Annotated in this window: 25 protein-coding genes; 6 read left to right on the top strand and 19 right to left on the bottom strand. The window is 39.0% G+C overall.

Features of this window, described 5'->3' with window-relative positions:
- Nucleotides 1-145 precede the first annotated feature (145 nt).
- The gene (locus D2V08_RS16790) at nt 146-1009 is read left to right on the top strand and encodes a sigma-70 family RNA polymerase sigma factor (protein ID WP_100818963.1); all 864 of its coding nucleotides are present in this window, start codon (nt 146-148) and stop codon (nt 1007-1009) included.
- Between the two features lie 410 nt (nt 1010-1419).
- Here D2V08_RS16790 and D2V08_RS16785 read toward each other — a convergent pair whose 3' ends face one another.
- Together D2V08_RS16785 and D2V08_RS16780 are read right to left on the bottom strand one after the other, a co-directional pair.
- Complete coding sequence (locus tag D2V08_RS16785; protein WP_147374174.1) at nt 1420-1779, bottom strand: hypothetical protein; 360 nt, start codon at nt 1777-1779, stop codon at nt 1420-1422.
- A gap of 12 nt (nt 1780-1791) precedes the next feature.
- Nucleotides 1792-2598 carry a hypothetical protein gene (locus D2V08_RS16780; RefSeq protein WP_119609585.1) on the bottom strand — a complete coding sequence of 269 codons (807 nt, stop codon included), beginning with the start codon at nt 2596-2598 and terminating at the stop codon, nt 1792-1794.
- Nucleotides 2599-2699: 101 nt separating this feature from the next.
- Here D2V08_RS16780 and D2V08_RS16775 point away from each other — a divergent pair, with 101 nt between their 5' ends.
- Complete coding sequence (locus D2V08_RS16775; protein ID WP_119609584.1) at nt 2700-3983, top strand: dipeptidase; 1284 nt, start codon at nt 2700-2702, stop codon at nt 3981-3983.
- Here the strand turns inward: D2V08_RS16775 and D2V08_RS16770 are convergent.
- Nucleotides 3980-4390 carry an acyl-CoA thioesterase gene (locus D2V08_RS16770; RefSeq protein ID WP_119609583.1) on the bottom strand — a complete coding sequence of 137 codons (411 nt, stop codon included), beginning with the start codon at nt 4388-4390 and terminating at the stop codon, nt 3980-3982. The genes D2V08_RS16775 and D2V08_RS16770 overlap by 4 nt on opposite strands.
- A gap of 170 nt (nt 4391-4560) precedes the next feature.
- Nucleotides 4561-5460, bottom strand: coding sequence for a DUF72 domain-containing protein (locus D2V08_RS16765; protein ID WP_119609582.1), 900 nt, complete (start codon nt 5458-5460; stop codon nt 4561-4563).
- A gap of 310 nt (nt 5461-5770) precedes the next feature.
- Here D2V08_RS16765 and D2V08_RS16760 point away from each other — a divergent pair, with 310 nt between their 5' ends.
- On the top strand, nt 5771-6184 hold the full coding sequence (locus D2V08_RS16760) for a glyoxalase (RefSeq protein WP_119609581.1): 414 nt from the start codon (nt 5771-5773) through the stop codon (nt 6182-6184).
- Here D2V08_RS16760 and D2V08_RS16755 read toward each other — a convergent pair.
- Nucleotides 6170-6853: a DUF2461 domain-containing protein gene (locus D2V08_RS16755; RefSeq protein WP_119609580.1), complete on the bottom strand. Its 684-nt coding sequence runs from the start codon at nt 6851-6853 to the stop codon at nt 6170-6172. The two genes, D2V08_RS16760 and D2V08_RS16755, sit on opposite strands and share 15 nt — an antisense overlap.
- A 92-nt stretch (nt 6854-6945) precedes the next feature.
- Here D2V08_RS16755 and epsC point away from each other — a divergent pair, with 92 nt between their 5' ends.
- From epsC to D2V08_RS16740, 3 genes are all read left to right on the top strand, one after another.
- A complete protein-coding gene (epsC, locus tag D2V08_RS16750) occupies nt 6946-7737 on the top strand; it encodes a serine O-acetyltransferase EpsC (protein ID WP_119609579.1) in 792 nt (263 codons plus the stop codon).
- A complete protein-coding gene (cysM, locus tag D2V08_RS16745) occupies nt 7730-8614 on the top strand; it encodes a cysteine synthase CysM (RefSeq protein ID WP_119609578.1) in 885 nt (294 codons plus the stop codon). The genes epsC and cysM overlap by 8 nt, the downstream gene beginning before the upstream one ends.
- Nucleotides 8615-8761: 147 nt before the next feature.
- Entirely contained in the window at nt 8762-9244 is a 483-nt protein-coding gene (locus D2V08_RS16740; protein ID WP_119609577.1) for a hypothetical protein, read from the top strand.
- A 1-nt stretch (nt 9245) separates the two neighbouring features.
- On the opposite strand, the gene D2V08_RS16735 is transcribed toward D2V08_RS16740, so the two are convergent.
- The 14 genes from D2V08_RS16735 to hisG form a co-directional block, all read right to left on the bottom strand.
- Nucleotides 9246-10715, bottom strand: coding sequence for a magnesium chelatase (locus D2V08_RS16735; protein ID WP_119609576.1), 1470 nt, complete (start codon nt 10713-10715; stop codon nt 9246-9248).
- A gap of 8 nt (nt 10716-10723) precedes the next feature.
- On the bottom strand, nt 10724-11887 hold the full coding sequence (locus D2V08_RS16730; RefSeq protein WP_119609575.1) for a vWA domain-containing protein: 1164 nt from the start codon (nt 11885-11887) through the stop codon (nt 10724-10726).
- Between the two features lie 63 nt (nt 11888-11950).
- Nucleotides 11951-12547 carry a bifunctional phosphoribosyl-AMP cyclohydrolase/phosphoribosyl-ATP diphosphatase HisIE gene (gene hisIE / locus D2V08_RS16725; RefSeq protein WP_119609574.1) on the bottom strand — a complete coding sequence of 199 codons (597 nt, stop codon included), beginning with the start codon at nt 12545-12547 and terminating at the stop codon, nt 11951-11953.
- A 3-nt stretch (nt 12548-12550) separates the two neighbouring features.
- Nucleotides 12551-13306, bottom strand: a complete 756-nt coding sequence (hisF, locus tag D2V08_RS16720) for an imidazole glycerol phosphate synthase subunit HisF (protein ID WP_119609573.1) — start codon at nt 13304-13306, stop codon at nt 12551-12553.
- A gap of 108 nt (nt 13307-13414) precedes the next feature.
- The gene (locus D2V08_RS16715; protein ID WP_245980619.1) at nt 13415-13672 is read right to left on the bottom strand and encodes a GIY-YIG nuclease family protein; all 258 of its coding nucleotides are present in this window, start codon (nt 13670-13672) and stop codon (nt 13415-13417) included.
- 179 nt (nt 13673-13851) lie between these two features.
- On the bottom strand, nt 13852-14379 hold the full coding sequence (locus tag D2V08_RS16710) for a DinB family protein (RefSeq protein WP_119609571.1): 528 nt from the start codon (nt 14377-14379) through the stop codon (nt 13852-13854).
- Nucleotides 14372-15103, bottom strand: a complete 732-nt coding sequence (hisA, locus tag D2V08_RS16705) for a 1-(5-phosphoribosyl)-5-[(5-phosphoribosylamino)methylideneamino]imidazole-4-carboxamide isomerase (RefSeq protein ID WP_119609570.1) — start codon at nt 15101-15103, stop codon at nt 14372-14374. The genes D2V08_RS16710 and hisA overlap by 8 nt, the downstream gene beginning before the upstream one ends.
- 2 nt (nt 15104-15105) lie before the next feature.
- Nucleotides 15106-15522 carry a GNAT family N-acetyltransferase gene (locus D2V08_RS16700; protein ID WP_119609569.1) on the bottom strand — a complete coding sequence of 139 codons (417 nt, stop codon included), beginning with the start codon at nt 15520-15522 and terminating at the stop codon, nt 15106-15108.
- A 2-nt stretch (nt 15523-15524) separates the two neighbouring features.
- Entirely contained in the window at nt 15525-16109 is a 585-nt protein-coding gene (gene hisH / locus D2V08_RS16695; RefSeq protein ID WP_119609568.1) for an imidazole glycerol phosphate synthase subunit HisH, read from the bottom strand.
- A 51-nt stretch (nt 16110-16160) separates the two neighbouring features.
- Entirely contained in the window at nt 16161-16514 is a 354-nt protein-coding gene (locus D2V08_RS16690; RefSeq protein WP_119609567.1) for a four helix bundle protein, read from the bottom strand.
- A gap of 38 nt (nt 16515-16552) precedes the next feature.
- The gene (gene hisB, locus D2V08_RS16685; RefSeq protein ID WP_119609566.1) at nt 16553-17689 is read right to left on the bottom strand and encodes a bifunctional histidinol-phosphatase/imidazoleglycerol-phosphate dehydratase HisB; all 1137 of its coding nucleotides are present in this window, start codon (nt 17687-17689) and stop codon (nt 16553-16555) included.
- Nucleotides 17690-17691: 2 nt separating this feature from the next.
- Nucleotides 17692-18735, bottom strand: a complete 1044-nt coding sequence (gene hisC / locus D2V08_RS16680) for a histidinol-phosphate transaminase (RefSeq protein ID WP_119609565.1) — start codon at nt 18733-18735, stop codon at nt 17692-17694.
- On the bottom strand, nt 18732-20018 hold the full coding sequence (gene hisD, locus D2V08_RS16675; RefSeq protein WP_119609564.1) for a histidinol dehydrogenase: 1287 nt from the start codon (nt 20016-20018) through the stop codon (nt 18732-18734). The genes hisC and hisD overlap by 4 nt, the downstream gene beginning before the upstream one ends.
- Nucleotides 20018-20875, bottom strand: coding sequence for an ATP phosphoribosyltransferase (gene hisG / locus D2V08_RS16670; protein ID WP_119609563.1), 858 nt, complete (start codon nt 20873-20875; stop codon nt 20018-20020). The genes hisD and hisG overlap by 1 nt, the downstream gene beginning before the upstream one ends.
- Between the last annotated feature and the right edge of the window lie 11 nt (nt 20876-20886).

The raw sequence follows: 20886 nt of genomic DNA, 5'->3' as shown, positions 1-20886 counted from the left end.
TATCAACAATCCATAATTGTGTGTTATTTCCCCTATTTCCCGAATTTGCTTATAACATTTTGATAAGAATAACATTTTGGACTTGGAAAAATGGAGATTATGATGTATAATGATAGCTTATAACACTTGTAAACCAGATATAAGAATGAGGCAGCTAAAAATAATCAAACAGGTCACGAACCGGGAATCCAAATCACTTGATAAATACTTGCAAGATATTAGTAAGATTGATCTAATCACGGCGCAAGAGGAAGTTGAGTTAGCACAAAAGATTAGGGCCGGTGATCAAGCTGCTTTGGAAAAATTAACGAATGCAAACCTTAGGTTTGTGGTATCTGTAGCAAAACAATATCAAAATCAAGGATTAAAATTACCCGATTTGATTAACGAAGGTAATGTTGGGTTGGTAAAAGCCGCTAAACGTTTTGATGAAACCCGTGGATTTAAATTTATCTCCTATGCGGTTTGGTGGATTCGTCAATCAATTCTGCAAGCCTTGGCAGAACAATCCCGTGTGGTTCGTTTGCCGCTAAATAAAATCGGATCTATCAATAAAATTAAAAAGACATTCTCTTACTTGGAACAAGCGCATGAGCGTCCACCATCGCCAGAAGAAATTGCAAAAGAGTTGGACATGACGGTTTCCGAAGTAAAACAATCCTTAAAGAATACTGGACGTCACGTATCCATGGATGCACCTTTAAAAGAAGGAGAAACGTCCAATTTGTATGATGTATTGAATGCTGGCGATTCTCCAAAACCAGACAAAGGTTTGATGCACCAGTCGTTGAACACTGAAATAAACAGGGCATTGGATACACTCTCTCCAAGAGAAGCCGATGTGGTACGATTATATTATGGAATTGGGGACCAACCTTCCATGACCTTGGAAGAAATAGGTAGCACCTTTGATTTGACAAGAGAACGTGTGCGTCAAATCCGCGAAAAAGCAATTAGAAAATTAAGGCATACTTCAAAAAGTAAGATTCTTAAGTCGTACTTGGGATAATTGCCAAATTGTTATAAATAAAAAAGGGGATGCTGTTAACAGCATCCCCTTTTTTATGATATACACTTAAGCATCATGGTTTACTCAAAAGACTGATATCAAAATCAGTGAGTATGTCTTTTAAATCTTGAATAAAATTTAAGTAAGCGGTGTTTTCTTTGTTATGGTTTTTCATGGTAACAAATTTTGGGGTGTTTGTCTACTATAGGTAATCAAGTTCGGCAAGTTCGTTAACTGTCAAAATTTCGTTCAGTTCTTGTAAAAATGCCAAGTATTCTTCGCCGTAGGTATCGTATAACATTGTAATCTTTGGTTTATTTGTCGGGGTTTTAGGTATAACGTTAATTCATTTTAAAGATTATTTTAAAATCGTAAAATGTGGTGAAAATCCCACTTTGGGTGGTGAAACCCTATTTCTGTTTCATGTTTAAAATATCCAGTTCTATCTCAAAGTCGAGATCTTTATCAACTTTGCTCGGCCTAATATTGAATTCATCATAGATAAAACAAAGGTTCATGGGCAACCGTCGTCGCTCTGTATCGGACATTACGCCCAATTTGGATTGTAATTCATTTTTAATTTCAAACGCCTTATTGCTTATTTTGGGATTTTCATGGGATTCCAACTCAGTTAGAAAAGGAATTTCCTTCTTATCCCCTACCTTCAACATTTCATCCAGAAGCATTAACCGGCATTCTAGATCCTTTGCATGCTGGAACAAGGGATAAAAAACACTTTGTAAATACTTTGGTAGATTGCTGTTTTCCATGGTAGTTGTATTTTACATAGTCCTATACATTTCCATTTCAAAGTCTATCTGCTCTTGTACACGAGGGTATTCTTGAAGAAATTGGTCGTATAAAAAAGCAAGGTGCTTTAAGTCCTTATCAGTTTTACACAATCTTGATACTTGTTGTGTAGCTTCCAAAAGACCATAGGTTTTCATCATTCGTAAGGAAGGCATAACTTTTTGGCAAGCTAGTTCCAATGCGCTAAAGTTTTCGTTTAACAGGTTGATTTTGGCATTGCCTATAAACTCCCATACGTTTTGTTTGAACATGCGTACCAACTCTTCCAAGAGCTCCATCTGCCCCATACAATCTTCCAAAACGGGTTTTAGATCAATACTTTGGTTTGCAAACCCGGCCTGCAAGCTTTTTTCTATAAATTCAAAATCTGTAGACATGCTATCCGTGGTTTTATCTGAATTTTGAGCTTTCCTTTTTGTACCATGAACCATGTTTTTAAGTTCTTTCACAATTTCACTTTGCTCCTTGGATAATGGGGTGTTCTCAAGTGCTTTGATTAGTGTTAAAAACTTGGAACTTTCGGATTCGGTGAATTGTCTGTTGTCAAGGCTCTGGATGCCCACTTTTTCGTAAATGCTTTCGAGTTGTTTCATTTCTGAAACCCCAAAAACTTTGTTTTCCAGTCCTATCTTGAATACCTCGAAAGATTTTTTGAGTTCTCCTGCTTCAACAACGCCTAATTCTTCATAAGAAAAGGAGCTTAATCCTATTTCCAACTTTTCTAGATACGTTAACAATTCTCGTGTTCCCAACTTATTGCTATAAAGGTTATTAATCATTCTAAAAATGTTGATAAAACTGAGGTATTACAATTTATTGTTCCGTAGCGCTCGGATATTGTTGTCAAATTGCGTTATTTGTATGTGTAAAAAAACCAACCATGAAATATTTTTATTTATTCTTTAGCCTTACCCTATTGATCTCCTGTGGAGAAAAAAAAACTGAAAAGACAGAAACCTTGGAAGAAAAAGCCCAGAGAATCCACGATTCTGTGGTTACGATTGATACCCATGACGACATCAACGTTCAAAATTTCACGGACAGTATCAATTATACCCAAAGATTGGATACCCAAATCAATCTTCCCAAAATGGAAGAAGGTGGTTTGGATGTAGCCTGGTTTATTGTATACACCGGACAAGACACTTTAACTACCGAGGGATATGCAAGAGCATCGGAAAATGCAATCTCTAAATTTGATGCTATCCATAAACTTTGTGAAGAAATTGCTCCTGACCAGATTGAATTGGCTTTGACTTCGGATGATGTCAGACGAATTGTTGCCTCTGGAAAAAAGGTAGCTATGATCGGAGTGGAAAATGCCTATCCGATTGGCGAAGACCTTTCTAAAATTGAAGAATACCAACAACGAGGCGCCCGATACATGTCATTGGCACACAACGGGCATAGCCAGTTCAGCGACTCCAATACTGGGGAAAAAGATAGCGTTTGGCTTCATAATGGACTTAGTGATTTAGGTAAGGAAGCAGTGGCAGAAATGAACCGGGTTGGAATTATGATCGATGTGTCCCATCCATCCAAAGAAGCCATGAAACAGATGATTGAGCTTACTAAAGCCCCAATTATTGCTTCGCACTCTTCGGCAAGAGCGCTTTGCGGCCATAGTCGTAACTTGGATGATGAGCAATTGATGTTGATTAAAGAAAATGGTGGCGTAGTGCAGACCGTAGCTTTTAGCTCTTATTTGAATACAGAAAAGCACGAAGCTCGGTCGGCTTATATGACCGAAGTTTATAAAAAAGTAGCAGACTCATTGGATATTGCTTGGTACGAGCGTTCTCAGTTCCCTTCGTTGACGGATGAGCAGCGTGAAGAGTTTTTTGGTAACTACAGAAAAGTGATGAACATTGGTAAAGAAATGGTCGAAACCGACCCCAATGTACCACCAGCCGTAAATGTATCCGACTTTGTGGACCACATTGACTACATGGTGGATTTAATTGGAATTGACCACGTGGGCATCAGCTCCGATTTTGACGGAGGCGGTGGTATCGAAGGTTGGTCAGATGCTTCTGAAACCTTTAATGTAACCTTGGAACTTGTAAAAAGAGGCTATACCGAGGAAGAAATCGCCAAACTATGGGGCGGTAACTTGTTAAGAGTACTGGACGAGGTTCAGGCTGTTGCCAAGACACTCAACTAAGCGTTTTCCTCTTTTTCCTTTTTGGCCAAACGGTCCTTAACGTATTCTATTTTCGTTTTGCCGTGGGCTTTTGGATTTCCGTTATCGTCTAGGTTCACCATAATAATATTGTCGACCGTAACAATACTTTCGTGGGTCATCTTATTTCTAACTTCACAGTTAAGCGAAATTGAGGTGACCCCGAATTTTATAACCTCTATTCCGATTTCTATAATGTCTCCCTCGTGAGCAGTGCTCATAAAGTTGATTTCGGACATGTATTTGGTTACAATTTTCTTGTTTTCGAGTTGTATGATGGTATATAGCACGGCTTCTTCGTCTATCCAGGCAAGGACTTTACCCCCAAAAAGAGTTCCATTGGCGTTCAAATCCTCTGGCTTTACCCATTTCCTTGTATGAAATCGCATAATTGAAACTTTTAAAATTCTAGTGCAAAGTTAGATTAATCCATTGAAGAATATCTTGTTAATCTCTTTAATTGATGCGAATTACGAATTTCAGATATTTGCTCGTTGGTAAATATTTAGTAAATAATTATGGATGCCCAAGATTTCAAACTTGATCAATTTGGGCCCATTTAATCAAATAAATCCTTTTGTGGGGGTAAAGTGGTCTTAGGAATCTGTAGGTCAAAGCCCATTTTAGTATTCAATTGCTCAATAAAATAGGCGGACAATAATGGAGATTCCAATTCAAGATTTTGATGTACAAAGAAATGGATGTTTTCAAGACCCATGGATTTCCAAGTAGATAACCGTTCTATCCAATCATCTAAACGCGGATAATCGGATCTATGGTTGGCTCCCACATATCGAATAAAAGCTTCATTCTTGGTCAAGCGCATGTGCATAAGGTCTCTCCTACCTGCAGTGTCGACCAAAATATTGGCAATATTGTTCTCTTCCAGTAAATGATATAGTTCTTGTGCCACTTTCTCATCGTTGAACCAATCCGTATGTCTAAATTCCATGGCCAAAGGGAACTCTTTGGGCCAGTATTCCACAAAGCGCACTACCCTATCCCAGTTTTTAGGGCCGAAGTTGTTGTGCATTTGCAAAAAGATGGTCCCCAGTTTTTCGCCCAATAATGATGTTACTTCCAAATAACGGTCCGCAGCTTCCAGCGCTTTATCGTTCATTCGTCGAAGATGGCTGACCTCGTTGGTCATTTTCGGGAAAAATTTAAACCCTTCGGGTGTTTTGTCCCGCCATTTCTCATATTGTTCTGCTGGAAAAATACGGTAGAATGTCGCGTTGAGTTCAATACTGTTGAATTGTGTGGAATAATACGCTAATTCATCTTTTGTGCCTCTTGGATAGAAATTCTTGAGTTCTTGCCTGTTCCATTTGGCACAGCCGACAAAAACCTTTGTATCTGAGCCCGTTTTGTTCTTTTTGAGAACCACTGGAGTATCAGGATGGTCTGGTGGCATGGTAAAATCTATAAGCTCTGGATGGTCAACTTTTCCGAATTTCATAGTTGAGTTTGCTTTGTCTTCAATTTATAAAAATAAGATTTTTAGTGGGGAAAAATTATACTGTTATTTTAGTATATTTAAACATGTCATTCTTCAATTCATCTTTTAAATTCCCTAGGCTATTCAGATATTGGGTTATGCTCGAATTCTCAATCTGTGTGGCAAGCCTAATCATTTACTGGATTTCTAAATTATTCTAACTCGCCTTTGTTTATAAGAGGTTTAAGTTGTTCATAACATCGTTGACAACTATTGCCATATTTACAAGTGTGCGGTCGATCATTCTGTAATTTTAGTAAAAATCACAACCATGGATTCACAATCCGACCGCAGGTTGGACATTCGTCCAAGTATTCCAGAGTCACATTTTAACAGCCAAATGGGTTTTAACGAGCATTTTCAGAACAAAACCCTTCGACCTGTAATCAAACTCCAAAACGATTTATTGGTAGAGGCATTCAAAAATTATGCGAACAAGCACAAGGGGGTTTTCTACGAACTTTCTTTGGAGAAAAAGTTCCATTACATTGAGCGGGCCATCCAAAAGGATATCAAATTCAGGAATTCCCTAAAGGGAATGATCATTGGTCAATTTACCGTAGATGAATACCGCGATTATATTACCAATTCCTCTGCCCTGAACAAAAGAATGATGAATATGGTAGTGGAACGGCTAAAGGACCAAATCCAATTATTGGAGGAAGAAGCCTTATTTCAAAATTGACTCTCCATTTAAGTTGGTGGTGAGGATATCACTCATCAAGTCAAAATAAGGACGAATGGCTTTGTACGACATGTCCACTTCATCTAAAAATGATGGAGAGAGTACTTCTTTATCAGAAAAGTTGCGCACAAACATAAACTGTTTCTTTCGAATTAGGTCAATGTCAGGGTGTTCTTTATCAAATCCTTTGGGAGCCGTTTTTAATTCATCACCTCTCAATTCACCCCAAATTGATTTTAATTCTTCTTGGTTGATGACTTCACGAAATTCACCCGCGTCCATTTCCAATTCTTTTCTAATTCGGAAGAGGTCTTCCTTGTTCGGGGCAAAAAAACCTACGCCTAAAAAAGACTCTCCAGGTTTTATATGAATATAATATCCGCCTCGTAAATGTGCACCCAAGCGGGAGAAAAAACCTGCAAAATGACTTTTATACGGTGTTTTGTCCTTGGAAAAACGTACATCCCGATAAATACGGAACATTTTTGTTTTTTCTATCTCATCATGATGGTTCAGGTTGTCCTTTGCCGCTTCAAGAAAAGTCTTCACCTCGGATTGATGCCTTTTAAACTCGGGCTTATGCTCTTCAAACCATTCCTTATTGTTGTTTTTTTCAAGGTCGCTTAGAAAATTAAAAACCTCTTTGGAAACTGTAATATTGGACGCCATATGTCGATAATATGTTATTTTTAAACTAAAGTTACCTTTTTATATGGGCCTATGGTAAGCTTTTGTCTAATTTTAAGACAATAAAGAGCAGTATGGACAAGGAAAAAATTATCGCCGAACTCAACAGGCACAAAAAACTGCCTTATCTAGATTATAGGTTAAAGCAGGAAACTGAAGATTTTACAGATACGCTTTTTTACACTCTATTTGATGCCAACACCCCAGTGGCGGTTAACTTGGAGTTGTTAGAAAAAAAGTTCGATAAGCTAATGGATATGGCTTGTTGGGACTTAGAAAAACCTAGCGAAGAACTTTGGGGAAATTATATTTCCCATTTACCACAAATATTAGAAAACTTGAATTTGGATGCCGAGGCTATTTTGAATTGTGACCCTGCTTCTTTATCCATTCAGGAAATTTACATGGCCTACCCTGGCTTTTACGCTATTGCCATTTATAGGTTGGCCCATGAACTTTATGAAGAGGGAGTTCCTTTGATTCCAAGGATGATGACGGAATATGCACACAGACAAACAGGTGTCGACATTAACCCAGGAGCCAAAATTGGAAAATCATTTTTTATAGATCACGCTACAGGTGTAGTCATTGGTGAAACAGCAGTAATTCATGATAATGTCAAATTGTATCAAGGGGTTACCTTGGGGGCATTATATGTTGCCAAGAACTTGGAGAAAACAAAGCGACATCCTACAATAGAGAACAATGTTACTATTTACGCCAACGCCACTATTTTAGGAGGAGAAACTGTTATAGGCGCAAACTCGATTATTGGTGGTAATGCTTGGATTACATCTTCTGTTCCTCCCAACTCAAAAGTTTATCATACACCAGAAATTAAAATAAAGACAACCCCAAATGTCTAACAGCATACTAGACCTTATTGGAAATACACCTTTGGTGGAGTCCAAAGTATTGAATACAAACCCCAACGTAAAAATCCTGTTTAAGCTTGAAGGAAATAATCCCGGAGGCAGCGTAAAGGACAGACCCGCATATAATATGATCAAAAGTGGTCTGGAACGCGGAGATTTTTCCAAATCCACTAAATTGATTGAGGCAACAAGTGGCAATACGGGTATTGGTTTGGCTATGATTGCGGGTGTTTTTGGACTTGATATTGAACTGGTAATGCCTGAAAATTCTACGAAAGAGCGTGTACAAACTATGCGTGCCTATGGAGCTAAGGTAACTTTGACCCCTGCAGACGTTGGCATTGAAGGAGCTCGGGATTACGCTGAGGCCAAAGTTAAGAATGAAGGATTTCAAATGTTGAACCAGTTTGCCAATGATGATAACTGGAAGGCTCATTATAAGACTACAGGCCCTGAAATATGGAGGGATACAGATGGCGAAATCACACATTTTGTATCCAGTATGGGAACTACCGGAACCATCATGGGAACTTCCACCTTTTTAAAGGAACAAAATCCCAATGTGCAAATTGTAGGTGTGCAGCCTACCGATGATTCCAAGATACCAGGAATTCGAAAATGGCCACAGGAATACCTGCCTAAGATTTTCAATCCTGAAAAAGTGGATACCGTCATGGAAGTTAGTGAGCAGGATGCCACCGAAATGGCCAAAAGGTTAGCCAAGGACGAAGGTATATTTGCCGGGATGAGCAGTGGTGGAGCTGCTACTGTTGCATTACGTCTTGCGGAAACTTTGGAGAGTGGAACTATCGTGTCTATTGTTTGTGATCGAGGTGATCGTTATTTGTCTTCGGACTTATTTGATTAAACACTCAATTTTCATATCAACTTTTACAGGTTTTATGTCGGATTTTTCGCATTATCCAACATTGTTTGCGGGTTGTCGATTTCTTTAAAATAGCCCTTTAAAAAACCCGTTCTTTATGTTAAATAAAGTCTCAAATCTGCATTTAACATGAATACTCTATCAAAAATCATCACTTGGAAAAGAAATATTCTTGCCAGTATGGCGATTCTTGTAGCCTTGGTTGTTTTAAGCTTTTATGGTGTTTATACGAACCAGTTCTATTTTTTTAAACCTGACAATTATATTGTTCCTATTCTTACTTCCGTACATTTTATTTATCTCTACGTCGTATGGTTCAAGATTGTTGAAGACGAACTTCCAGATCCTAAAATGAGAAACATTGAGTATGCCCTTTATACCATTATGATTGTATATTTTTTTAAAATCTACGATAGTGCAATAGTTCTCAACTCCGTTGATGTGTATGGAGAACATGTAATTCCCGCAACTTTTAAACCTATGGCTGCGCTGATTCTTGTTCTTTACTGCGTACTGCCAATATTAACGTTGTATACCTTTTGGCTAAGGAAAAGGTTTATTGGAGTTTATAACTTTGAGAATTACAATGACAACTTAAACATTTGGCAGTAGTTTAAAGACCACGAATATAACTTCCGTATAAATCTTTAAACTGATAACCTTGTTCAAAACGATGTTTGCTCAATTTTTTATGGGCAACCAGTCCCCAAAGCAATAATTCCTTTAAAAAATAAGAATCCTCTTTGGGTGTGTCCGGTTGGTATTCCTTTAAAAGATTGTTCAACGGGCCAATCGAATCCAGTTTGGATTTATAATCCTCCTCTTTTTCATCATCCAGCAAATCAAAACCTTCACCATCAAAGAACCAACTGATTAATTCATCGTACTCGTTTTCTTCTTCTTTACGTTGAAGTTTATCAATTTTTGGAAAATAATTAGGAAACAAAGACTTGGCAGCATCCTCGATTAAATTTTCAGCTACGGAGCCAACTCCCTCCTGCTCTCCTTCATAAACCAACTCTATTTTTCCTGTAATGGAAGGCACTACACCCATAAAATCACTTAAACGGACATTGGTTTTCTTGTCACCAGCAACAATAGCCCTGCGTTCGGCGGTACTCAATAGATTTTCGAATGCGGTGATACTCATACGGGCACTTACTCCACTCTTTACATCCACGTATTCACTGTTTCTTGCCTCAAAACTAATTTGCTCCAATAAATCCATTGCAATTTCAGGTACATACACGAAATCTGATTGCCGTTTATCCAATTGCGCTTCTTGCTTAGTAATTTTTTTGGCAATCTCGATACTTTCTGGGTAGTGGGTAAGAATCTGGGAACCTATTCTGTCTTTTAAAGGAGTAACAATGCTTCCCCTGTTCGTGTAATCTTCAGGGTTGGCGGTAAACACAAACTGAATGTCCAAATGCAAGCGAAGTTTGAATCCACGAATCTGTATATCACCTTCTTGCAGTATATTAAATAGCGCTACCTGAATTCTTGCTTGAAGGTCGGGAAGCTCGTTTATCACAAAAATACAACGGTTGGCCCTCGGTATCATTCCAAAATGGATTACACGGTCATCCGCGTAGGATAATTTTAGATTGGCCGCTTTAATAGGGTCAACGTCACCTATCAAATCTGCTACAGTAACATCTGGTGTAGCCAACTTTTCATAAAAACGTTCACTTCGGTGCACCCAGCTAATAGGAGTACTATCTCCTTTTTCTTTAATAAGCTCCGTTGCATATCTTGAAATAGGTTCCAAAGGGTCATCGTGAATTTCAGAGCCCTCAATAATCGGCATCCATTCGTCCAATAACTGCACCATCAAACGGGCCAAACGTGTTTTTGCCTGTCCGCGCAAGCCCAATAAATTAATATTGTGACGGGAGAGAATTGCTCTTTCCAATTCTGGAATCACCGAATTTTCATAACCCCAGACACCTTCGAACACTTGTTCTCCTTTGGTTATTTTCTCCAAAAGATTCTCCCGTAGTTCGTCTTTAATGCTTTTGCTTTTATAACCAGCTGATTTTAATTCACCTAACGTTGTAATTTTGGTATGATCCAAGTTCATATGTTGTGTTATCCTTTAATTCTTCTTTTTCTGTTCTGTTCGTAATCTTCAAAAATCATTTCACCCAATCCCTTCAACCCTGTGTAAAAGGCTTTTCCTTTGTTCGCTTTGGTAAATTCACGCACAAACTGCATCAGGTAAGGATCTTCTGCAATCATAAAAGTGGTAATAGGGATATGAAGTTTTCTGGCCTGTTGGGCCATAGCGTAGCATTTTTCAACGATATACTCGTCCAGACCTACACTGTTCTTGTAATAATCACCGTTCGGAAGTCGTAAACAGGACGGTTTGCCGTCAGTAATCATAAAAATCTGTTTGTTGGTATTCCGTTTTCTGCGGAGCATATCCATCGCCAATTGCAAACCTGCTACGGTATTGGTGTGGTACGGGCCTACTTTTAAATAAGGCAAATCTTTAATGGGAATGGGCCATGCATCATTTCCAAAAACCAGAATATCCAGTGTATCCTTTGGATATCGTGTGGTAATGAGCTCGGCCAAGGCCATTGCTACTTTTTTAGCGGGAGTAATTCGGTCTTCACCATATAAAATCATACTGTGGCTGATGTCAATCATGAGTACTGTACTCATTTGCGCCTTGTATTGTGTATCTTCTACCACCAAATCCTCTTCACTCAGTGAAAAGTTGTCCAATCCGTGGTTCACTTGGGCATTTTTTAGGCTTTCGGTCATGCTGATGTGCTCCAACGAATCCCCAAAACGGTATTCTCGGAATTCACCCGTATGTTCATCACCTTTGCCGGATTTTCCAGTTTTATGGTTACCGGAACCACTACGTTTTATTTTACCAAATATTTGGTCTAAAGCGCGTTGGCGAAGCATTCGCTCCAGTTTGGAAGTAATGGAAAGACTTCCACCCCCACCATTTTCGTCACCTTCCTCGCCTTCAACGCCTTGCGGTCCATCCATATCAAATTCCTCACGGATATAACCCTTGGCCTTGAGGTCTTCTATAAAATCGTCTATCGTGTAATCATCGTCGGTAAGTTCGTATTCTTTATCCAACTCACGCAGCCAATCCAAAGCCTCCTCAACGTCACCTGAAGTGTGGGTGACAAGTTCCTGAAAAATCTCGAAGAGTTTTTCGAACGGAGTTTGGTCTGGCGCCTCGTAATTGGTAAAACGAAACCCTTTTCTTGTATTCATAGCCATTACATAAATTTACGGCATTTCGCTGTAAAGGCTAAAGGTTTACAAAAAACTTAACGGATTTGTTTAATGTCGTTTTTCCAGAACTTGTGCAATATCATTCAAAGAATAACCCTTGGCTTGTAATAGAATCAGGTAGTGAAACAGTAGATCGGCACTTTCGTTCAGGAATAGTTCCTCATTGTCATCTTTAGCCTCGATTACGGTTTCCACGGCCTCTTCCCCTACTTTCTGTGCTATTTTGTTGATGCCCTTTCGAAATAAAGACGCTACGTAGCTATCCGGATTCTCTTGGTCATTTTTTCTGGATTCGATGACACCTTCCAAGGTAGACAAAAAACCATACCCTTGAACATTTTCTACGGCCCAACAGGTATCCGTTCCTTTGTGACAGGTTGGTCCAACCGGGTCCACTGTAACTAGAAGCGTATCATTGTCGCAGTCAATTTGAATATCCACGAGGTTCAAAAAGTTTCCACTTTCTTCTCCTTTGGTCCATAAACGTTGCTTTGAACGACTAAAAAAGGTTACTTTTTGTGTTTCTGTGGTTTTTTCAAACGCCTCTTGGTTCATATACCCCAGCATCAAAACGTTTTTGGTGGTTGCATCTTGAACAATTGCTGGAACGAGTCCGTCTGAATTTTTATTGAAGTCTATTTGCATTATTTATATTCTTACAGGAATTCCTTCTCCCTTTAATTCTTCTTTGAGTGTATTGATTTCAATTTCCTTAAAATGAAAAACGCTGGCGGCCAAGGCAGCATCTGCTTTTCCATCCTTAAAAGTATCTGTAAAATGAGAAATGGTTCCTGCACCACCAGATGCAATCACAGGGATGTTCACCAATTCCGATAGCTCGGCCAATGCTTTATTGGCAAAACCGTTTTTAGTGCCATCATGATTCATGGATGTGAATAAAATTTCACCTGCTCCACGTTCTTCCACTTCTTTGGCCCATTCAAAAAGATCTATTTCTGTTGGAACCTTCCCTCCCACTAAATGTACTTTCCATTGTCCGTCTATTTGTTTGGCGTCAATAGCGACCACGATACATTGCGAACCGAATTTAGCGACCAATTCATTAATCAATTCCGGTCTTTTTACAGCAGAGGAATTAATGGAAACCTTGTCAGCTCCATTTTTCAGTAGGATATCCACATCCTCAACGGATGAAATCCCACCACCAACGGTAAAAGGTATATTGATAGTCTCTGCTACGTGATATACCAATTCCGCTAAGGTTTTACGTTTTTCTTCAGTAGCGGAAATGTCCAGAAATACTAATTCATCCGCCCCTTCTTTGGCATAGATTTCTGCCAATTCCACCGGGTCTCCCGCATCGCGTAGGTCCACAAAGTTGATTCCTTTTACGGTTCTACCGTTTTTTATATCTAGACAGGGTATAATTCTTTTTGTTAGCATTTAATTTTATTTATAAAACCATCAGTAAAGGGTTGTCGTCACCCTGAACTTGTTTCAGGGTCCCACTTATCTATTTTGGTGAGATGCTGAAACGAGTTCAGCATGACGTTATCCATAATCCAAAGTTTTTAAAGTTGGATTTTGTTCTTTCATCAAATTCAATTTCCAATCGTGGCGCCAATTCTTCAACTGTTTTTCTCTTGCGATAGCTTGATTCATATCGGAATAGACTTCAAAATAAACTAAATCATTAAGTTTGTACTTTCCAGTGAAATTTGAACCAACACCTTCATGATGCTCTGTGATTCTTTTCACAAGATTTGATGTTACTCCAATATAAAAAGTTGTTCTGTACTTGTTGGTCATTATGTAAACAAAGCTTTCCTTCATATCATATGGGATTCCGAAATGAGTTCGGAAAAACCATTTTGATTCATAGTATTATAAATTCACAGCTGCTGGTCGTCACCCTGTACTTTTTCAGGGTCTCACTTATCTATTTTTGATGAGATGCTGAAGCGAGTTCAGCATGACGTAATTCATAATTATATATTTTTAGTTTCATTCTTGACATTCAGGTTTACATCGCCATAAAAGCCTAAATCTTTATTCTGCAAAATTTTAGTCCATAGTGCTATTTGTCCTGTGTGATAAGACAAATGCTCTGTTACGTGGATGATGTTGCCCACTCCAGAAAAATTAAATCCCTGTACATGTCTTTTTCGCAACAATTCTTCCAATGGAGCTTCGTAAAATGCTCGTTTGGCCTCATCAATCGTGTCTTCCAGCTTTTTCATGAGTTCCTTTTTGGTATAACCTGATTCCGTTGTAAATTCTGCATCACGCAGGCGGGTATCCTCTAAATTTTGAATCGAGGCTATTCCATATTGGGTAATATTTCCACAGAGATGTAAAATGAGGTTTGCTATACTATTACTGGACTCATTGGGTTTTTCCCAGACTTGCTTCTCTGATAATTGTTCTACACAGATTTTGATCATTCGAAGGCTTTCGTTCATACGGTATCCCGCGTTCCAAACCAAGTCTTCCTGAAGTTGTCTTTCCTTATCCATTTTCAAGAATGTATTGTTCCAATTGTTTTAAACTGATTTTGCCTTCATAAATGGCTTTGCCTATGATTGTGCCTTCGCAACCGATATCAGCAAGTTTGGGGAGTTCGTCAAAAGTGGATATGCCACCACTGGCTATTAAATTTAAACCTTTTTTGGTTTGAGACAGCATTTTTTGATATAAGTCGAACGCAGGGCCTTGTAACATACCATCTTTACTGATGTCCGTACAAATCACATAGCTAACCCCTTGATTTTGATAAAACTGTACAAAAGGTAATAATTCTTGCTCAGATTCTTCTTGCCATCCTGATACGGCAACCTTTTCTTTATTGGCATCAGCACCCAGAATAATTTTATCAGCACCATATTTTTCCAACCATCCCAAGAAGGTTTCTCTATCTTTTACTGCAATGCTTCCGCCCGTAATTTGATGAGCTCCGCTATCAAAAGCGATGTGTAAATCCTCATCTGATTTTAAACCACCGCCAAAATCAATTTGCAAGCTAGTTTTTGATGCAATGGATTCCAATACCTTATGGTTAACAATATGTTTGGATTTTGCACCATCCAAATCCACTAAATGAAGGTGTTGAATACCGTGCGCCTCGAACTCTTTGGCCACTTCCAAAGGGTTTTTGTTATAAATTTTCTTGGTGCTATAATCCCCTTTGGAAAGTCGAACGCACTTCCCCTCAATGATATCTATAGCTGGAATCAATCTCATTTCTAATCGTATTTTACTCGTTCTATGGACATCCACATCTCTGAACCCCCCACTCTTTTAAAACCTAAATTTTCATAAAAGCTATGGGCATCCATTGTTTTAAGCGCAACTGTGTTGACCATTTTCACATCTTGTCGATTTAAAATATGCTCCACTAGTCTTTTCCCAAGACCCTTACCTTTATATGGGTCAAAAACGATTACATCCATAATATAAGTAAAGATTAATCCGTCAGTTATCATTCGGGCATAAGCCATTTGTTCTTCTTTTTCATTGTACATGCCAAAGCAGATACTTTTTTCAATCGTCATCATTGTCTCTTCCATGCTCCTGCCTTTTCCCCAATAGGTCGCAGCAACTTCCTCGTGCACCTTTTGGATGTCCAACCTATCCTTATCCGTTGATATTTGGAATTCCATGATTAGGTTAGTATTAAAAAGTTTTTCAGAATTTCACTGCCCACATCGCTGCTTTTTTCGGGGTGGAATTGTACACCGTAAAAATTATCTTTTTGTAAAGCAGCACTGTATGTTAGGTCGTATTCTGATGTAGCAATGGTTTCCTTACCAATTGGCGCATAGAAACTGTGCACCAAATAGATGTATGATTTCTTTGGAATATTGGTAAACAGGTTGCTTTTTAAATCTGAAATCTGGTTCCATCCAATTTGAGGCACTTTTACTTTGTTGGAGAATTTGACCACGTCCAAATCAAAGATGCCCAAACCTTCGGTATTCCCTTCTTCGGACGAATGGCACATCAATTGCATACCCAAACAGATGCCCAAAACAGGCTGCTTCAGCGTTGGAATCACCTTGTCCAACCCCGTCGCTTTTAATTTGGCCATCGCAGAACTAGCTTCCCCTACTCCGGGAAAAATGACCTTATCCGCATTTCGGATTTCTTCTGCATCATGACTTAAGACCGCTTCATAGCCCAGCCTTTTTATGGCAAACATGATACTTTGAATGTTTCCAGCCCCGTAATCTATGATTACTATTTTCATAACAAAGTACAATGTTTGAAGTTTGATGTACGAATGATTTTCAACTCAATATTATTTACCATTTGCTCTTGCGGTTTTAATCGATGAAACAACAATGGCTAAAATTTCACTTGCCTCGGTATGCAATGATTTCATTTCTGCAAGGTTATTTTGCCTGATTTCCATCAAAAGTTCCAAAAAGTACATACTCTCATCTATTTCTTCTTCAACTATCTTGAGCTTATTGATGAAATCTGCTCTTGATTTTGCTCTTTGTGAAGCTCTGTAATTTGCACCAACGGAACTTGAACATCTAATCAATTGATTGACAAAGGCATTAAATTCTCTGGACTTTGGAATGTTTGCACACAAATTCCAAGTTCTAATGGCAAATGTTTTCGTTCTGTCTTTCAAATCCCTTTTCATTGGTCTCCTTCGTACTTTTTGCTTCGTACGTTCAACTTTTACAGCATTCCTTTAGTTGATGGCAGCACCATTTTCTCCGCATCACGTTTTACTGCCATTTTAATGGACTTGGCAAATGCCTTGAAAATTGCCTCGATTTTATGATGTTCGTTAGTGCCCTCGGCTTTTATATTTAAGTTGGCTTTGGCGCCATCTGTGAACGATTTAAAAAAGTGCATAAACATTTCCGTAGGCATATCCCCCACTTTTTCACGTTTGAACTCGGTGTTCCAAACCAACCAGTTTCTACCTCCAAAGTCAATCGCTACCTGCGCAAGGCAATCATCCATTGGCAAAGCAAAACCATAGCGTTCTATTCCAAGTTTGTTGCCTAAAGCCTTTGAAAACAGTTCTCCAAGTGCAATTGCGGTATCTTCAATAGTGTGGTGCTCATCTACCTCCAAGTCACCATCCACTGTTATTTCCAAATCCATTTGTCCGTGACGTGCCAATTGGTCCAACATATGGTCAAAAAAGGCCAAACCGGTATTAATGTCACTTTTTCCAGTGCCATCAAGGTTGATTTTTATTTGAATATCCGTTTCATTGGTTTTTCGGGATATTTCAGCAATACGATTCTCCAGTTTTAAGAATTCGTAGATTTTCTCCCAATCGTTGCTTTCAAGTGCAATATATTCGTCTAACTCCTCACGTTTTACTGTAATTTCGCCTGTTCCCAATTGGGTGTCATCATTAATAAAAATTCCCTTGGCTCCAAGGTTCTTCGCCAATTCTACATCGGTCAAACGATCACCAATAACAAAGGAATTCTCCAAATCGTACTCCTCGGAAAAATAGGAGGTCAACATCCCTGTACCTGGTTTGCGGGTATCCGCATTGTCCTTTGGAAAAGTTCTGTCAATAAATACATTATCAAATACGACCCCTTCATTCTCAAAAGATTTCATGATGAAATTGTGAACCGGCCAAAAGGTATCTTCTGGAAAAACATCGGTTCCCAGTCCATCTTGGTTCGTGATCATCGCCAATTCGTAATCCAACTCTTTGGCTATTTTACCCAAATAAGTAAACGCTTTGGGGTAAAAAACCATTTTTTCAAAAGCATCAATCTGCTCGTCGGCAGTTTCTTTGATGATGGTTCCATCGCGATCAATGAATAATACTTTTTTGCCCATTACTATAATTCTTTTAAAATGGCTATCAATTTTTTGTTCTCTTCTGGTGTGCCCACGGTAAATCGCAAGGTATTTTCACAGAGCGGTTGCGTACTTCGGTTCCGCACCACCACCTGCTTTTCAAGCAATTGTTGGTAACGTTTGTTAGCATCATCCACTTTAGCCAATACAAAATTAGCATCGGTTGGATGTAATTCTTTTACAAAATCCAGATTATCCAATGCTTTGATTAATTCAGCTCTTTCATCAAGAATTTTTTTCACCTCTTGATTTACCAAGTCTTGATTTAAAACACGTTGTAATGCTCGTTGCTGTGTTAGTTGATTGACGTTATAGGGTGGTTTGATTTTGTTCAAAATACCTATTATTTCTTCCGATGCATAGCATATCCCCAATCTAATCCCAGCCAAACCGTAGGCTTTGGATAGGGTTTGGGTCACAATTAAGTTGGGATATGTTTTAAGTGCTGACAACCAACTTTCATCTTTTGAAAAATCAATATATGCTTCGTCAATAACCACCAATCCATTAAAGGATTCCAACAACTTCTGAATTCCTTCTTTTTTGAAGGAGTTTCCGGTAGGGTTATTAGGCGAGCAAATAAAAAGAAGCTTGGAATTAGTGTCAGCAACTTTCAAAATTTCATCCGTATTGGGCTCAAAATCGTCCGTCAGCAACACTTCTTTGTTCTCCACCGCATTTATTCCAGCAAGCACCTTGTACATTCCATAAGTGGGTGGCAAAGTGATGATGTTATCCTGATTGGGTTCACAAAACGCCCTATAAATCAAATCCAAGACCTCGTCGCTACCGTTGCCAAGCAGAATTTGACTTTCCGATACCCCTTTTTGCTCCGCCAAAAGTGATTTAAGGCTTCGCTGATAAGGGTCCGGATAACGATTTACGCCATTGTCAAAAGGGTTTTCGTTGGCATCCAAGAATAGCATCTCAGAGCCATCGGAAACATATTCGTCACGTGCGGAGGAGTATGGTTGCAGCTTGCGAACCGACTTTCTGACCAATTTATTCAAATCAAACCCTTTCATTTTTTCAAACTTTTTAATCTAAGGGTTACCGCATTTTTATGCGCTTGCAATCCTTCCGCTTCGGCCATCAATTCTATGGCACTTCCGATACCCTGTATACCTTTTTCCGATATTTTCTGAAAGGTCATACTCTTCATAAAGCTATCTAGATTTACGCCACTGTATTGCTTGGCGTAACCGTTGGTGGGTAGGGTATGATTGGTGCCCGAAGCATAATCTCCAGCACTTTCAGGTGTATAGTTTCCAATAAATACAGATCCTGCATTTTGAATGTTTTCGAGGTAATAATCCTCGTTCTCCACACAAACAATAAAGTGTTCTGGACCATATTCATTAATGAGTTCTAAAGCTTCTTGGTCATTGTTAACCAAAATCAATTTGCTGTTGCCAATAGATTTTTCAGCGATTTCTTTTCGTGGTAATTCCTTTATTTGATTTTCAATTTCTTCTTCAACAGCCTCAATCAACTTTTCTGATGTAGACACCAAAATTACCTGACTGTCCACTCCGTGCTCAGCCTGACTCAATAAATCCGAAGCTACAAAAGCAGCATTGGCTGAATCATCTGCAACCACTAAAAGTTCGCTGGGACCTGCAGGCATATCTATTGCTACCCCATATTTGGTGGCCAATTGCTTTGCAACGGTCACATACTGGTTCCCCGGGCCAAATATTTTATAGACTTTTGGGATGCTTTCTGTTCCAAAAGTCATTGCAGCAATAGCCTGTATCCCCCCTACTTTAAAAATCCGCGTTACGCCACAAAGTTGGGCCGTATATAAAATAGCAGGATTGATTTCACCATTCTTATCTGGAGGACTACAAAGTACAATTTCTTTACACCCTGCAAGTTTAGCCGGAATAGCCAACATTAAAATGGTAGAAAACAAAGGAGCTGTTCCTCCTGGAATATACAACCCTACTTTTTGAATAGGACGTTTTTCCTGCCAGCAATCCACTCCTGGCATCGTTTCGATTGCAACTCTTGAGGTTTTTTGGGCGGCATGGAACTTTTCAATATTGGATTTAGCCAGATTAATAGCTTGTTTCAAAGCCTCTGAAACGTTTCCATTTGCTGTTTCAATTTCAGTTTCGGTCACCAAAAGAGAGTCCAAAGTGACTTTATCAAATTGGGCTGTATATTTATTGATGACGGTATCACCCTCATCTTGTACCTCCTTAAAAATGCTGTTGACCACCGCTTCAATGTCGGAAACAGTTTGTGTAGGACGCTTCAATATGTCCTCCCAGTCCTTTTGTTGTGGATAATTGATACGTTGCATTACAGTACCATTTTTTCGATAGGACACACTAAAATACCTTCTGCACCTGCTTGTTTCAATTCATCTATTACCTCCCAAAAGGTTTCGCGATTGATTACGGTGTGCACGGAGCTCCAGCCCTCTTCTGCCAAGGGCAAAACTGTAGGGCTTCGCATTCCCGGTAAAATGGAAATAATTTCATCCAACTTATCGTTCGGAGCATTCATCAACACATATTTGTTCTGACGCGCCTGAAGGACAGATTTGATCCTGAACTGGATTTTTTTCAGCAATTCTTTACGCTCTTCAGAAATGGTCGGTGATACCGCTAGTACAGCTTCACTTTTCAGCATCACCTCAACTTCTTTCAAGTTGTTTTTGAAAAGGGTACTTCCACTGGACACAATATCACAAATACCGTAAGCCAAGCCAATGTTGGGAGCGATTTCCACAGACCCATTGATGATGTGCAAATCTGCTGTTACTCCTTTGGATGCCAAGTAGCCCTTGACCGTATTTGGGTAGGACGTTGCTATTTTTTTGCCTTCAAAATCCTTGATGGAATTGTAAGTCTCATTTTTTGGAACTGCCAAGGATACACGGCATTTTGAAAAACCCAATCGCTCCGCAATGGAAATATCTTTTCCTTTTTCAATAAGTACATTTTCCCCGATAATGGCGATGTCCACTACTCCATCGCGCAGATATTGGGGAATGTCACCATTTCTTAGATAAAACACTTCCAAAGGAAAATTTCGGGAGGTCGCTTTTAACTGGTCTTTTCCGTTATCGATGGAAATACCGCAGTCTTTTAAAATTCTAAGGGAATCCTCGTTTAAACGGCCACTTTTTTGAACAGCAATTCTAATTTTTGTCATTTTTCAATCGT

It is taken from the genome of Flagellimonas lutimaris (assembly GCF_003581615.1).
Taxonomy (GTDB): domain Bacteria; phylum Bacteroidota; class Bacteroidia; order Flavobacteriales; family Flavobacteriaceae; genus Flagellimonas; species Flagellimonas lutimaris.
The sequence above is the reverse complement of the archived record's forward strand: the minus strand, read 5'-3'. Positions and strand labels throughout refer to the sequence as shown.